The following is a 14,116-nucleotide window of genomic DNA, read 5'->3' on the forward strand; positions in this document are numbered from 1 at the left end:
CGTCGGACGGAGCGAGCATCCCACCCTGCGCCCGTTCCCTGCGTCGGCAGGAGCGCATGTGACACGATTGGGCCATGACCAACGCGGGCGACGGCAACGGCTGGCAGGCTCCCGGCGGCTCGTCGGACAGTTCGTCCGAGAGCGGGCGCGAGGGATCCGGCGCGACTGCGCCGGCCGACCCGCCCGGCGCATCCGCTCCCGAGCAGCCGCGCTACGGGCAGTTCGCGCCGCCGACCGGCTATGGCGCGCCGACCGCCGGCTACGGCGCCCCGGCCGCCTCCGATGCTCAGACGTACGCGGCTCCGGTCCTCCCCAGCGCGCCGGTGGGCTGGACCCCACCGCCCAAGCCCGGCATCGTCCCGCTGCGTCCGCTCGGATTCGGCGCCCTGCTGGCCGCACCCTTCCGCTACCTGCGTCACTCTCGCGGCGTGCTCGGCTTCGCTCTCCTGCTGCAGGTCGGCCTGCTCGTGCTCATCGGGCTGATCGGCGTCGCGGTGTTCTTCGGAGGCTTCAATCGGATCACCGACTACACGGATCCCGACCAGAACCCGCTGATCGCCGGATCCATCGCAGCGAGCATCATCGCCGCGATCGGCTACCTCCTGCTGAACCTCGTCGTCTCCGCCTTCATCCAGGGCGTCGTCGTCGTGGACATGTCGCTCGCCGTCCTCGGCCAGAAGCAGAGCCTGCGCCAGCTCTGGCAGCGCGTGAAGCCCTCGTTCTGGGCGCTCGTGCGCTGGACGCTGCTGCTGTCCGTCGCCGTGATCATCGCGCTGCTCGTGCTCACCGGCATCGTGCTCATCGGTGTGGCGATCGGCGGCGTCGGCCTCGCGATCAGCATCGGAGTCACGATCCTCCTCGCCCTCGGCGCGATCGTGCTCGGTGTCTGGCTGTTCGTCAAGTTCTCGATCACCCCCAGCATCATCGTGCTCGAGCGCTCCAAGGCGCTGCCCGCCGCCCGCCGCTCGTGGGCGCTGACGACCGGCTACTTCTGGCGCACGCTCGGTGCCCAGCTGCTCACCGCGGCGATCATCTACCTGGCGTCCTACCTGATCAGCATCCCCTTGGGACTGCTCCAGTTCGTCGGCCTGATCATCGATCCGACCGGCAGCAGCGGCGCTGCCATCGCCGTCATCATCGTCGTCTACGTGCTGTCCACCGTCGTCAGCCTGCTGATCGGCACGGTGGGCGCCCTCGTGCAGGCGGCCCTCGTCTCGCTCATCTACATCGACCTCCGGATGCGCAAGGAAGGCCTCGACCTCGTGCTCCAGCGCCACGTCGAGCAGACCGGCTCGAGCACAGCGAACAGCGCGGGGAGCAGCACCGGCTACTCCGACCCCTCGGCGGCCGGTACACCCGCCGACCCGTACGCCCCGCTCACGCGGGAGTTCGCCTGATCGCACCGGTCGCCGTTCCGCTCGAACCGGATGGCGACCAGGGCAGGCAGTGGCTCACCGACGAGCTGAGCAAACAGGTCTACCAGGCGGCAAAGCCGACCCCGTTCGACCTGGCGGCCCAGGCGATCTCCGACTGGTTCAACTCGCTGCTGAGGAGTGCGGGACAGGCGCAGGGCGCCATCGGACTGGTGCTCGTGGTGATCCTCATCACCGGCATCATCGTGGCCGCCTTCTTCATCTTCGGACGGCCTCGACTCAGCCGCCGGAGCGGGGTCGCTGCCGAGCTGTTCGGTGAGGACGACGCCCGCGGCTCGGCGGAGCTGCGCCGCTCGGCCGAACAGGCTGCCGCGGCGGGCGACTTCACCCTCGCCCTCGAGGAGCTGTATCGAGCGATCGCGCGCGGCCTCGCCGAGCGCACCATCGTGGAGGTCTCCCCCGGCACCACAGCCCGTGGATTCGCGCGGCGAGCGGGAATCGCGTTCCCGGCGGAGGCGGCCAGGCTGGCGTCATCCGCCGAGGACTTCGACGACGTCCGGTATCTCGGCCGGACCGGAACGCGCGAGCAGTACGAGCGGCTTCTGGACCTCGACCGCACGCTGTCGACGGCCCGTCCCAGCGCTCTCGAGGCCGCGAGGTGAGCCTGTTCGACGGCGGGACGGCGACCGCGACGGCGCCCACGGTGTCGGTGACGTCCGGCTCGTCCGACAACGCGGCGTCGGCATCACCGCGGCAGGCCTTCCGCCGCGCCTCCTTCTGGATCGTCTTCGGCGCCATCGCGATCGTGGTGGGCATCATCAGCACGATCGCGGCGGGCGGGGTCACGCCGACCGATCGATTCGGCGCGGACAACGCCGGCCCGACGGGCGGCCGCGCGCTCGCGGAGGTGCTGAGGCAGCAGGGCGTCACCGTCACGGCGGCCGGTTCGGCCGACGAGGTCACGGAGCTCGCGGCCGATCCCGCCGACACCACGCTGATGCTCTACGACACCAACGCCTTCCTCACGTCGCAGTCCGCGGCGGAGCTGCAGGGCGTCGCGGATCGGATCGTGCTCGTCGAGCCGACCGCGGATCTGCTCGACGTCTTCGCGCCGGATGTCGCGACGGCCGGGTCCCCGGACGTCGGAAGCGACGCGTCCTCCCTCGCGGCCGCGTGCTCGGTTCCCGCGGCGCAGCGCGCGGGCAGTGTCACGGTGGGCAGCATGAGCGTCCAGCCGCTGGATGACTCCGACTCATCGCAGACCCAGTTCTGCTTCCCCGATGATTCCGGGCGCTACCTGCTGGCCCAGCTGACCGCCGGCTCCACGACCGTGACGGTGCTGCCCGACTCCGAGCCGTTCACGAACGAGCAGATCACCCGATCGGGCAATGCGTCGCTGGCGCTCAGTCTGCTCGGCGAGACGGATCAGCTCATCTGGTACCTGCCCGGGCTGGGCGATCTGGCCGGCGGCGAGGACGTTCCGACCGTGGCCGACCTGACGCCGGAGTGGGTCACCCCGATCCTGCTGCTGCTGATCGTGGTGTTCGTCGCCGCGGCGGTCTGGCGAGGTCGGCGCCTCGGGCCTCTGGTCATCGAGAACCTGCCCGTGGTCGTCCGCTCCCGCGAGACGATGGAGGGTCGGGCGCGGCTCTATCAGAGATCGTCGTCGCGGGGCCGGGCGCTCGACAACCTCCGGATCGGCACCATCGGTCGAGTGGCCACCATGCTCAATCTCTCGCGCACCTCGTCGGTCGACGAGGTCGTCGATGCGACAGCCGCCCTGCTCGGCGAGCCGGCGTCGATCCTTCGCGCCCTGCTGCGCGACCTCGAGCCGGCCACCGACGCCGACCTGGTCCGGATGAGCGACGAGCTGCTCCGCCTGGAGCGCGCCGTCCGCCGGGCGACCAGCCCTCTGGGGCCTTCGTGATCCGCCGCCGCCTCCCCGCGTCCTCTCCCCTCCCGTCCACTTCCACGGATCAGGTGATTCTCACGAATCAGGCGATTCTGCGATTTCGAACACGGATCAGGCGATTTTCACCTGATCCGGGATCAAAGACCTGATCCGTGACACTCCCCGAGAACGAAAGAATGACTACATGAGCGTCGAACTCCGTCAGCAGCTCGAGCGCGTGCGCACCGAGGTCGGCAAGGCGGTGGTGGGCCAGGACGGCGCCGTCACCGGGATGATCATCGCGCTGCTCGCCCGCGGGCACGTGCTGCTCGAGGGCGTGCCCGGTGTCGCGAAGACGCTGCTGGTGCGCACGCTCAGCCACACGCTGCAGCTCGACACCAAGCGCGTCCAGTTCACCCCCGACCTTATGCCGGGCGATGTCACCGGATCGGTCGTCTACGAGCCCTCGTCCGCGGGCTTCGTGTTCCGCGAGGGACCTGTCTTCACTAACATCCTGCTCGCCGACGAGATCAACCGCACGCCTCCGAAGACGCAGTCCGCACTGCTCGAGGCGATGGAGGAGCGTCAGGTCTCGGTCGACGGTCGCACGCTGCCGCTGCCGACGCCCTTCATGGTCGCCGCCACGATGAACCCGATCGAGTACGAGGGCACCTACACGCTGCCGGAGGCGCAGCTCGATCGGTTCCTGCTCAAGCTCGTGCTCGACCTGCCGCCGCGCGACACAGAGTTCGAGGTCCTCCGGCGGCACGCTCGTGGCTTCGATCCGCGCAATCTGGACGCCGCCGGCGTCACGGCGGTCCTCGGTCCCGCCGAACTCGCCGCGGCGCAGAAGGCGGTCTCGGCCGTCGGCGCCTCGGACGATGTGATCGGCTACGCGGTCGACCTCGCGCGCGCGACTCGCAGCTCGCCGTCGGTCAAGCTGGGCGTCTCGCCGCGTGGCACGACCGCCCTGCTCGCCGCATCCAAGGCATGGGCGTGGCTGCAGGGCTTCGAGAGCGTGACACCCGACCACATCCAGGAGATGGCGCTGCCGGTGTTCCGTCACCGCCTCGCTCTCCGCCCCGAGGCCGAGCTCGAGGGTGTGTCGGTCGATGCGATCCTGCGCTCGATCCTCGCCCAGGTCCGCGTCCCGATCTGATCCGATGCCGTCCATCCTCATGAAAGCGGCGACCGCCGGCGCTTCCTCCTGTTCGTCGGTCGAGGAGCGCCTGCCGGGCGCGTCTCGAGACCGGCTGCCGTCGTCGAACGCTCGGCACCCGAACGTCGCGTCGACCGCCGAAGCGCGCTGATGGCGGTCACCGGCAGATTCGTGCTCTTCGTGCTCATCGGCATCGTGCCGGTGCTCGCGTTCGGAGTGCTGTTCGACGCGGGAGGTGCCTCGCTCGCGATCTGGCTCCTGGTCAGCATCCTGCTCGGCGTCCTCGATCTCGCTTTCGCCGCGTCACCCCGCACGGTCGGCGTCGAGCGCACCCTTCCCTCGCGGATCCGACTCGGCGAGAGCGCGGACGCCCGGCTGCTCGTCACGAACAACGGATCCCGCACCCTCCGCGGGCTGGTCCGCGACGCCTGGCAGCCGTCCGCTGGCGCCAACCGCACGCGCTTCCCGATGACGATCCCCGCGGGCGAGCGGCGCGCGGCCGACTTCACCCTCGTCCCGTTCCGCCGCGGCGAGCGCCGCACATCGCAGGTGACCGTGCGCTCGAACGGACCCCTCGGACTCTGGGCCCGCCAGGCGACCCTCTCCGCGCCGGGAGCCGTGCGCGTGCTGCCGCCGTTCAACTCTCGACGGCACCTGCCGTCCCGGCTGACGCGACTCCGCGAGCTCGACGGTCGGACGAGTGTGATGGTGCGCGGACAGGGCACGGAGTTCGACTCCATCCGCGAGTACGTCCGCGGCGACGACGTGCGCTCGATCGACTGGCGCGCGACCGCTCGGCGCAGCAGCGGACCGGACGGATCGGCCCAGCAGGTGATGGTGCGCACCTGGCGCCCCGAACGCGATCGCCGGGTGGTAATCGTGATCGACTCAGGACGCACCTCGGCCGCGCGAGTCCAGGACGAGACGCGGCTCGACACGGCCTTCGAGGCGTCGCTGCTGCTCGCCGCCCTGGCCACCCGCGCCGGCGACCGGGTCGACATGTTCTCGTACGACCGCCGAGTGCGCGCCCGCGTGCAGGGAGCGGTCGGCGCGGAGCTGCTGTCCCGGATGGTCGATGCGATGGCGCCCCTCGAGCCCGATCTGATCGAGACCGACTGGACGGCCGTTCCCTCTCAGGTCCGATCGATCAGCTCGCAGCGCTCGCTGGTGGTGATCCTGACGTCCATCGAGTCGGCGGGCGCCTCGAGGGCACTGCTGTCGATGCTCCCCCAGCTGACCCGTCGGCACGTCGTGGTCGTGGCATCGGTCGTCGATCCGGAGATCCTCGCGAGCACAGGTCAGCGCGGCGATCGCGAGGAGGTCTACCGGGCCGCCGCCGCCGAGCGATCGCTGCTGGACGGCGAGCGCGTCGCCGCCGCCATCCGCCAGCTGGGCGCAGAGGTCGTCACCGGCGCACCCGCAGACCTGCCCCCGGCGCTCGCCGACCGCTACCTGGCCCTGAAGGCCGCCGGCCGCCTGTAGTCGCGAACGCGTCGCAGCAGCCGGCCGCCTTTCCTACCGTCGGTCACCTTTCAATCTCTCTCGGCCACCTTTCGTACCGTCGGCCACCTTTGGATCCCACTCGGCCACCTTTCGTACCGTGGGCCAGGTTTACAACCCGTGCCGTCGGTAGGAAAGGTGGCCGAGCGAGTCCCCGAGAAGCCGATCCGCTCGGCCTCAGCCCTATCGGGCGAGGAGGCCGGCGATATCCAGGATCGCGCCCAGCCCGAGGGAGATGACGGTGGCGAGCGAAACTCCCCCGACGGCGAACGCGGTGATCGACAGCGCGAGGACCCATCCCTCGGCCTTGGGCCTGTCGACCGTCTCGACGTCCTGCAGCACCTCGAGGTCCCCGAGCTCGACCAGCTGCTCGCCGGTGGGATCGACCCCCGCGGGACCCGCCTGCTGCGCGGAGTGCACGTGCATCTGCGGATCGACCATCAGCCGGCCGTCAACTGTCGCGCGCCGGATTCGAACTCGTCGATGTCGCCCGTCTGCCCAGCTCGGTAGGCCCGCCCGCCGATGACGATCATGTAGAAGAGGAACGCTCCGAGCGCGAGGGCGCCGATCGCGACCTTGATCTGCCAGGGCCACGGCTGAGGGGTGACGAAGCCCTCGATGATGCCCGAGACGAACAGCACGATCACCAGTCCGATGGCGACCGAGAACAGTGCGCGCGCATCCTCCGCGAGCGCGCGTCCTCGGGTGCGACCGCCCGGCGCGATCCACGCCCAGAAGATGCGCAGCCCTGCAGCCGCCGCGACGAACACCGCCGTCAGCTCGAGCAGGCCGTGCGGAAGGATGTACTGGAAGAAGGTGTCGCCCTTGTCGTAGGCGAACATCACGCCGCCGGCGGTGCCGACGTTCTGCGCGTTGGACAGCACCACATAGGGCACCCATACCCCGGTGATCCCGAAGGCCACGCACTGCGCGGCGATCCAGGCATTGTTCGTCCAGACCTGACCGGCGAACGACGCCGCAGGATTCTCGCTGTAGTAGTCGGTGAAGTCGTTGTTCACGAATGCCTGCAGATCGGTGTTCTGGCCCAGTGCGGCGAGCACCCGCGGATCGCTGGCGATCCAGAATCCCCAGATAAAGGCGACGATCACAGTGACGGCGGCGACGGCGGCCGTGATCCAGCGGATCCGGTAGAGCGCAGCGGGCAGCTGGCCGGCGAAGAACAGGGGCAGGGTGCGCAGGAGGTTGCCGCCGACTCCGGTGAACCGCAGCCGTGCGCGGGACAGGGTGACGGACAGCCGATCGCCGATCAGCGTCGACCCGGCCGTGGTCTTGATGGCGGAGAGATTGGTCGCTCCTGCCTGATAGCGCTCGATGAGCTCGTCGGCCTCTGCGCCGTGCAGGTCGCGCCGCCGTGCGAGGGCGGCCAGGCGATCCCACTCCTCGCGATGCGCAGCGGTGTACGCGTCGAGGTCCACGCTTACGATGATAGGCATGCCCGATCGTCTGGACGGCCCCTCGATCGCCGATGACGAGGTGATCGTCGGCGAGGCGGTCGCGCTCGACGTGCGACCGGCGAGCGTGATCCTGCGAGCCGCGGGCGCCCTCATCGACATCGTCGCCGCCGGACTGGTGCTGCTCGCCTTCTTCACGGGCATCGGATTCGTCGTGCAGTTCAACTTCGACAACGCTCTGCTGGCGGCGCTGGCGATCACGATCATCGTGACCGTGCTGATCATCGTGCCGACCGTGGTCGAGCTGGTCACCGGCGGGCTGTCGCTCGGCAAGCTCGCGGTCGGCGTGCGGATCGTGCGCGACGACGGGGGTGCGATCGGCTTCCGCCACGCATTCGTGCGCGCGCTGACGGGAGTGCTGGAGTTCTGGTTCACGGCGGGCGGGCTGGCGCTGCTCGTCTCACTGCTCAATCCGCGTGCCAAGCGGCTGGGCGATCTGCTGGCCGGAACCTATTCGCAGCAGGAGCGGGTGCCCAAGACGATCGAGCCGATCTGGGGTGTCCCCGAATCGCTGCAGGAATGGTCGCGGCTCGCCGATGTCGGCCGCCTGCCGGATCGGCTCTCCCGGCGGATCGCCGCGTTCCTCGGTCAGGCGGGTCGGATGACGCCCTACTCGCGCGGCCGGATCGCCGCCGACCTCGCGGCCGAGGCGTCACCATGGGTGTCGCCCCTGCCGGCCGAGCTGGAGCCGGAGCTCTTCCTCGCCGCCGTCGCGGTCCTCCGCCGCGAGCGCGAGGCAACCGGGTACGCCCTGGAGCGGGACCGTCTGGCCCGCCTGGATCCGGTCCTGACCGGCAACCCCCACGGCTTCCCGAACCGCTGACCTCTTCCTGCGTTCCGGCCGAGTGTGCGCGCACGGGGTCAGCATGGCGCGCAGCGACAGGCTTCTCCGTGTCATAGGTCGCGAGCGGCGCCCGAAGGGTGCCCGAGCGACCGTATGGGGATGGCGTGCGGAATCCACCATCCGCGTCAGGCATATGGCGGTTCATTAGCGTCGCTAATGAGCTAGGCTAATGATCGAGATGACGACGATCGATCCTGACGACAACGAGCTGCGAATGCTCATCCAGAAGGTCGCACGGCGGATCCGGGCGAATCGCGGAGACGCCGACGTCACGGACACCCAGCTCGCGACAATGATGCGCATCACCCGGGAAGGTCCGACGACGCCCGGACGGCTTGCGGATCTCGAGAAGGTCAGCCCCCCATCGATGAACCGCACTCTCAATTCGCTCGAGGATCGTGGGCACATCCTGCGCACCCCCTCCCCCGATGACGCCCGCAAGGTGCTCGTCGACCTGACACCCGCCGCCCGCGACCTCATCGCCGAGACGAAGCGGCTGCGCGCAGAGTGGTTCAGCGCCCATCTCGATGTGCTGACCGAAGTCGAGCGCGCCCAGCTTCGCGACGTCCGCGACATCCTGCGGAAGCTGGCCGATTCGTGAGCGTGTGGTCAGTGGAGGTGAACGGATGAAGGCGATGTTCGCGTCGCTCAGCTGGGCGAACTACCGGCTCTGGTTCGCGGGGGCACTTCTCTCCAACATCGGCGCGTGGATGCAGCGCACGGCGCAGGACTGGATCGTCCTGACCGAACTGAGCGACCACAACGCGATCGCCGTCGGAATCACGATGGCTCTGCAGTTCGGCCCGCTCCTCTTCATCGCACCATTCGCCGGAGTGCTCGTAGACCGGATCAATGGGCGGAAGCTGCTCGTCATCACGCAGACGGCCCAGGCCGTGCTGGCCGTCGGACTCGGCGCCCTCGTCCTGTCCGGCCTCGCCCAGCTCTGGATGGTCTTCGTCTTCGCATTCCTGCTCGGCGTGGTGACGGCATTCGACAATCCCGCTCGCCAGACCTTCGTCGGCGAACTGGTGCCCGCGAAATCGCTGCCGAACGCGATCGCGCTGAACTCGGCGTCCTTCAACTCCGCTCGCCTCATCGGGCCGGCCATCGCGGGCGTCTCGGTCGCCGCGCTCGGCGCGGGCTGGGTGTTCGTCATCAACGGCGCGACCTTCGCCTTCGTGCTTCTCGCCCTGTGGCGACTCCGCACCGACGAGCTGCGGGTCGTGGCGAAGGCCCCACGCGCTCGTGGACAGATCCGCGAGGGGATCCGGTACATCCGTGGCCGCTCCGACCTCGTCGTCGTGCTGATGATGACCTTCCTCGTCGGCACCTTCGGGTTCAACTTCCCGATCTTCACCAGCACGATGGCGAGCATCGAGTTCGGCACCGATGCCGACGGCTTCGGCTTCCTTCTCTCAGCACTCGCGGTCGGCTCGGTCGCCGGCGCGCTGCTCAGCGCACGTCGCGAGCGGCCTCGGGTCGCCGTGGTCGTCGCGGCGGCAGGAGGCTTCGCTGTCACCATCCTGATCGCCGCCCTCGTTCCGAGCTACGCCACCTTTGCGATCGCCCTGGTGTTCGTCGGCCTCTTCTCGTTGACGTTCTCGACGAGCGCGAACGCATTCGTGCAGACGTCCACGGCGCCCATCATGCGCGGACGGGTCATGTCGATCTACATGGCGATCTTCGCCGGCACCACGTTCGTCGGAGCACCGATCGTCGGAGGTATCGCAGACACGCTCGGACCCCGGTGGGCGCTCGGCGTCGCGGCCCTGTCAGGATTCGCGGCACTCGGGATCGGGATCGTCTGGTTCGTGATGCGCCGTCGGCATGCGGAGGACTCGGGCGGACCGGCAACGGATCAGCCCGTCGGATCGAAGGCCAGCGCCGCGCCCGCTGTCACGACGGTCGCCGAAGCTCCGGTCGCCGAGGACGAGCATGCCGTAGTCCCCTGATCCGGCCGAAGGCGAGCACCGAGCGATCGATGAATGGGCAACCGGCCGGATGAGGCGAACCCTCAGCCACGCACCGGCTTTGCCGCTCGGATCACTCCGAGCGGCAGATCTGGTCAGCTCGCTGGACGATGCTCAGTAGCGGTAGTGATCCGGCTTGTAGGGTCCGGCCGGGTTGATCCCGAGATAGTCGGCCTGAGCCGGGCTGAGCTCGGTGAGCTGCACCCCGAGAGCGGCGAGGTGGAGACGTGCCACCTTCTCGTCGAGGATCTTCGGCAGCACGTGCACACCGACCGGGTAGCTCTCGGGAGAGCCGAAGAGCTCGATCTGCGCGAGCACCTGGTTGGAGAACGAGTTGCTCATCACGAACGACGGGTGTCCAGTGGCGTTGCCGAGGTTCATCAGTCGCCCCTCGGAGAGCACGAGCACGCTGCGTCCGGTGGGCAGACGCCACTCGTGCACCTGCGGCTTGATCTCGATCCGCTCTGCCTGGCCGCTCGCCGCAAGGCCCTCGAGTCCGGCCATGTCGATCTCGTTGTCGAAGTGGCCGACGTTGGCGATGATGGCGAGGTGCTTGAGCCCGAGGATCGAGTCGAGCGAGACCACGCCGGCATTGCCGGTGGCGGTGATGAGGATGTCGATGTCGCCGATGACGTTCTCGAGCCGCTGGACCTGGAAGCCGTCCATCGCCGCCTGGAGGGCGTTGATGGGGTCGATCTCACTGACGATGACCCGGGCGCCCTGGCCGCGAAGCGCCTCGGCTGCGCCCTTGCCGACATCGCCGTAGCCGCAGACGAATGCGACCTTGCCGCCCATCAGCACGTCGGTCGCGCGGTTCAGGCCGTCGGGCAGTGAATGCCGGATGCCGTAGACGTTGTCGAACTTGCTCTTGGTGACCGAGTCGTTGACGTTCATCGCGGGGAAGAGCAGCTTGCCGTCGCGAGCCAGCTCGTAGAGGCGGTGGACTCCGGTGGTGGTCTCCTCGGTGACGCCGCGGAGGTCGGCGGCGATCCGGGTCCAGCGATCGGAGCTGCGGTCGAGCGAGCGACGGAGCACGTCGAGCACGATGATGAACTCGGCGGATTCCGTGTCGGCGGCCTCGGGCACGCGGCCGGCCTTCTCGAATTCGACGCCCTTGTGCACGAGCAGCGTCGCATCGCCGCCGTCATCGAGGATCATGTTCGGCCCCGACCAGGTCTCGCCGGCGGCGGTCGCCTCGTCGCTCCAGTCGAAGATCTCCTCGGTGCACTCCCAGTACTCGGCGAGTGTCTCGCCCTTCCAGGCGAAGACAGGGACGCCGGCGGGCTGCTCGACGGTGCCGGTGGGGCCGACGACGACAGCGGCAGCTGCCTCGTTCTGGGTGGAGAAGATGTTGCAGCTCGCCCAGCGCACCTGCGCACCGAGGGCCACGAGTGTCTCGATGAGCACGGCGGTCTGCACGGTCATGTGCAGCGAGCCGGCGATGCGCGCGCCGGCCAGCGGCTTGCTCTCGCCGAACTCGGCGCGAAGCGCCATCAATCCGGGCATCTCGTTCTCGGCGAGGCGGATCTGGTGACGGCCCGCCTCGGCCAGGCCGAGGTCGGCGACCCGATAGCTGAAGCTGACGGCGGTGGGCGACTCGGTCGACGTGATGCTCATGGGCACATTCTCGCAGACCCGCCCGACATGGGCGCTGGGTGGAAGAGCGGCCGACAGCACATCGACGGAGCACGTCCCGAGCCGCGTTCGACCCGATGTCCGAGGGTCCATCTAGCTTCGAGATGAGCAGGACAATCGAACGCATGTACTAATAGACTGATCGAACGAGCTGAGGGGCGCACATCATGATCACCACCATCAACTGGAACTGGCTTTTCGAGACCACCACCGATGGCGAAGGGGCGCTGGCTGTCGCACTCGGCGTGGGAATCGTCGAGATGCCCGCCGTCGAGACGGCAGTCGCCGCTCTCCGCACGCGGGAGCTGCAGGCCGCCTGAGCCGGTCTCGGGCGCGGCAAACTCAGCGGCCGCCACCGAGGTCACGGTGAGGGACAGTGCGGGGCTTCAGACCGCCTGGTCGCGGAGGTCGACGTACCTGATGATCTGCCAGCCCTGCGGGGCCGACAGGCGCTCCGCGTGACGGGCACACAGGTCGTAGCTGTGCGGCTCGGCGGTCTGACTGAGCGGGCCGAGAACGGCCATCGAGTCCGCGTAGACGTACGTGAGGGTGGCCACGGCATCGCCAGGGCACCCCACGCGCGAACACGGACGATTGCTCATCGTGACCAGGATACGCGCCGAGCCCGCCCGAGTACGCTAACCACATGGCCCGGTCTCGCTCCGTCTCGTCGCGAGTTCGCGCTCCGCGGGCCCGCGGACGCGATCGTCACGGCCGTGGCCTGCGCTCGTCGGTGACCGGCCCGCACCTGCCGATGCTGCGTGGGCGGATCGATCTATTCGAATCGACCGTGGCCGACACCGCCGAATATCTGCGGGGCTTGTGGCCCGAGCTCTCGTCGGCGACCTTCGAGGTCGCCGGGCTCCCCCGCGCCGTCTCGGGTCCCGGCATCGACCGCTGGCTGGTGATCCCCGAGGAGAGCAGGATCATCCTGTTCCGCCTCCCCATCGAGCGCCTGTCGAAGCTGCACATCAATGACGAGGCGCACATGCGGATGATGATCGAGGGCTGCGTGCTCCGCGCGGTCGGCGAGCTGCTGGGTCGCGACCCATGGGACCTCGCGCCCGACCGCTTCCGCCACCACTGATCGGCGGCGGCCAGGTCCGCCGGCTCGTCGCTATCGCGGGTGAAAGCGTCAGACCGCGGGGGAAACGACCTCCGCGAGAAGGCCGGTGCACCCGCGACAGTCGAAGGCCCATCCGGTTCCCCACAGGCCGCAACGTGCGGTGTCTCTGCACAGATTCGATCCGTGGCCGCAATGACAAGCGTCCTATAGAGATCCTCATTGAATGCGTTCTCTGCCGAGCACAGCCGACGGCCTCCTCGTCAGCTCCGACCTGCTGCGGCTGGGCTTCGGACCGAAGACTCTGCAACGGGAACTGGTCTCCGGTCGCCTCTACCGCGTGCGACGTGGCGCCTACTGCCTTGCCGAAAAGTGGAACGCCTTGGACGAGCGTGGGCGTCATCTGTTGCGGATGCGCGCCGTGCGTGCTGGGATGAGGCTGGAGCCCGTCTTCTGCGACGTATCCGCCGCCATGGCATTGGACCTGCCCTGGCTGGGTCCGACCGGCGACGACGTTCACATTTGCTCGGCCGCCGCTTCGGGCGGTCGCTCCGAGAACGGCGTGCGACGGCATCCGCACGACCTCGAGGGCATGGAGATCGTCGAAGCCGACGGTCTCCTGGTGACCGGAGCCGCTCACACCGTGGCAGCCCTGGCCGCGCGCCTCCCCTTCGCGCAAGGGGTGGGCATGGTGGATGCCGCCCTCTCGCGAGGAGACGGCCACCGCGCGACACCGGACGAGCTGAGTTCGGCGATCAGAAGATTGGGGCCGCGCTCCAACGCTCGAGGCGCCACCGCGGCGTTCGAGTTCGGCACTCACCTGTCGGGCTCGTTCGGGGAGTCCTACTGCCGTGCGCTGATGCACGAACTGGGCTATCCGACTCCTGAATTGCAGGTGCCGTTCTTCGACGAGCGAGGGCGTATCGGGATCGTCGACTACTGGTGGCCCGAGGCGCGGGTGATCGGAGAATTCGACGGCGCGGTCAAGTACCACCGCGCGGACATGCGCAACGGCTCCAGCCCGTCGGAGATCGCCTGGCGAGAGAAGCAGCGCGAAGACAGGCTCCGTCGTCAGTGCGACGGGTTCGTGCGGGTGGTCTGGGCGGAGACCATGGATGCGTCCAGACTCGACGCCGTCCTGCGCGCGTCAGGTCTTCGGCCGGATGCGCGGGGGAAACGACCTTCCCGCGGGTGACGTTTCTCTCGCGA

General features: G+C 68.9%; 15 protein-coding genes. 11 read left to right on the forward strand and 4 right to left on the reverse strand.

Annotation, left to right across the window (positions count from 1 at the left end; translation table 11 throughout):
* Positions 1-74 precede the first annotated feature (74 nt).
* The 5 genes from E6C64_RS08735 to E6C64_RS08755 all read left to right on the forward strand — a co-directional run bounded on the left by E6C64_RS08735 (position 75) and on the right by E6C64_RS08755 (position 5,905).
* A complete protein-coding gene (locus tag E6C64_RS08735; RefSeq protein ID WP_136427072.1) occupies positions 75-1,397 on the forward strand; it encodes a hypothetical protein in 1,323 nt (440 codons plus the stop codon).
* Positions 1,398-1,591: 194 nt separating this feature from the next.
* Complete coding sequence (locus E6C64_RS08740; protein WP_233255520.1) at positions 1,592-2,035, forward strand: DUF4129 domain-containing protein; 444 nt, start codon at positions 1,592-1,594, stop codon at positions 2,033-2,035.
* Complete coding sequence (locus E6C64_RS08745; RefSeq protein ID WP_158437782.1) at positions 2,032-3,300, forward strand: DUF4350 domain-containing protein; 1,269 nt, start codon at positions 2,032-2,034, stop codon at positions 3,298-3,300. The genes E6C64_RS08740 and E6C64_RS08745 overlap by 4 nt, the downstream gene beginning before the upstream one ends.
* Before the next feature lie 169 nt (positions 3,301-3,469).
* Positions 3,470-4,423, forward strand: coding sequence for an AAA family ATPase (locus E6C64_RS08750; RefSeq protein ID WP_136427074.1), 954 nt, complete (start codon positions 3,470-3,472; stop codon positions 4,421-4,423).
* 150 nt (positions 4,424-4,573) lie between these two features.
* Positions 4,574-5,905, forward strand: coding sequence for a DUF58 domain-containing protein (locus E6C64_RS08755; RefSeq protein WP_136427075.1), 1,332 nt, complete (start codon positions 4,574-4,576; stop codon positions 5,903-5,905).
* 201 nt (positions 5,906-6,106) lie between these two features.
* On the opposite strand, the gene E6C64_RS08760 is transcribed toward E6C64_RS08755, so the two are convergent.
* Together E6C64_RS08760 and E6C64_RS08765 are read right to left on the reverse strand one after the other, a co-directional pair.
* Complete coding sequence (locus E6C64_RS08760; RefSeq protein WP_136427076.1) at positions 6,107-6,364, reverse strand: hypothetical protein; 258 nt, start codon at positions 6,362-6,364, stop codon at positions 6,107-6,109.
* The gene (locus E6C64_RS08765) at positions 6,364-7,359 is read right to left on the reverse strand and encodes a stage II sporulation protein M (RefSeq protein WP_136427203.1); all 996 of its coding nucleotides are present in this window, start codon (positions 7,357-7,359) and stop codon (positions 6,364-6,366) included. Before E6C64_RS08765 ends, E6C64_RS08760 begins: the two co-directional genes overlap by 1 nt.
* A gap of 16 nt (positions 7,360-7,375) precedes the next feature.
* Between E6C64_RS08765 and E6C64_RS08770 the strand changes: the two genes are divergently transcribed.
* From E6C64_RS08770 to E6C64_RS08780, 3 genes are all read left to right on the forward strand, one after another.
* Entirely contained in the window at positions 7,376-8,218 is an 843-nt protein-coding gene (locus E6C64_RS08770; RefSeq protein ID WP_136427077.1) for an RDD family protein, read from the forward strand.
* A gap of 199 nt (positions 8,219-8,417) precedes the next feature.
* The gene (locus E6C64_RS08775; RefSeq protein WP_158437783.1) at positions 8,418-8,840 is read left to right on the forward strand and encodes a MarR family winged helix-turn-helix transcriptional regulator; all 423 of its coding nucleotides are present in this window, start codon (positions 8,418-8,420) and stop codon (positions 8,838-8,840) included.
* 25 nt (positions 8,841-8,865) lie between these two features.
* Positions 8,866-10,191 carry an MFS transporter gene (locus tag E6C64_RS08780; RefSeq protein ID WP_136427079.1) on the forward strand — a complete coding sequence of 442 codons (1,326 nt, stop codon included), beginning with the start codon at positions 8,866-8,868 and terminating at the stop codon, positions 10,189-10,191.
* 132 nt (positions 10,192-10,323) lie between these two features.
* Here the strand turns inward: E6C64_RS08780 and ahcY are convergent, their stop codons facing one another.
* Positions 10,324-11,826, reverse strand: a complete 1,503-nt coding sequence (gene ahcY, locus E6C64_RS08785) for an adenosylhomocysteinase (RefSeq protein WP_136427080.1) — start codon at positions 11,824-11,826, stop codon at positions 10,324-10,326.
* Between the two features lie 185 nt (positions 11,827-12,011).
* Between ahcY and E6C64_RS19015 the strand changes: the two genes are divergently transcribed.
* Positions 12,012-12,164, forward strand: coding sequence for a hypothetical protein (locus tag E6C64_RS19015; protein WP_158437784.1), 153 nt, complete (start codon positions 12,012-12,014; stop codon positions 12,162-12,164).
* Between the two features lie 66 nt (positions 12,165-12,230).
* On the opposite strand, the gene E6C64_RS08790 is transcribed toward E6C64_RS19015, so the two are convergent.
* The gene (locus E6C64_RS08790; RefSeq protein ID WP_136427081.1) at positions 12,231-12,446 is read right to left on the reverse strand and encodes a DUF3499 family protein; all 216 of its coding nucleotides are present in this window, start codon (positions 12,444-12,446) and stop codon (positions 12,231-12,233) included.
* A 44-nt stretch (positions 12,447-12,490) separates the two neighbouring features.
* Between E6C64_RS08790 and E6C64_RS08795 the strand changes: the two genes are divergently transcribed.
* Entirely contained in the window at positions 12,491-12,931 is a 441-nt protein-coding gene (locus E6C64_RS08795; RefSeq protein ID WP_136427082.1) for a metallopeptidase family protein, read from the forward strand.
* 202 nt (positions 12,932-13,133) lie between these two features.
* The gene (locus E6C64_RS08800; protein WP_136427083.1) at positions 13,134-14,102 is read left to right on the forward strand and encodes a type IV toxin-antitoxin system AbiEi family antitoxin domain-containing protein; all 969 of its coding nucleotides are present in this window, start codon (positions 13,134-13,136) and stop codon (positions 14,100-14,102) included.
* Positions 14,103-14,116 lie beyond the last annotated feature (14 nt).

It is taken from the genome of Naasia lichenicola (genome assembly GCF_004801885.1).
Classification (GTDB): domain Bacteria; phylum Actinomycetota; class Actinomycetes; order Actinomycetales; family Microbacteriaceae; genus Naasia; species Naasia lichenicola.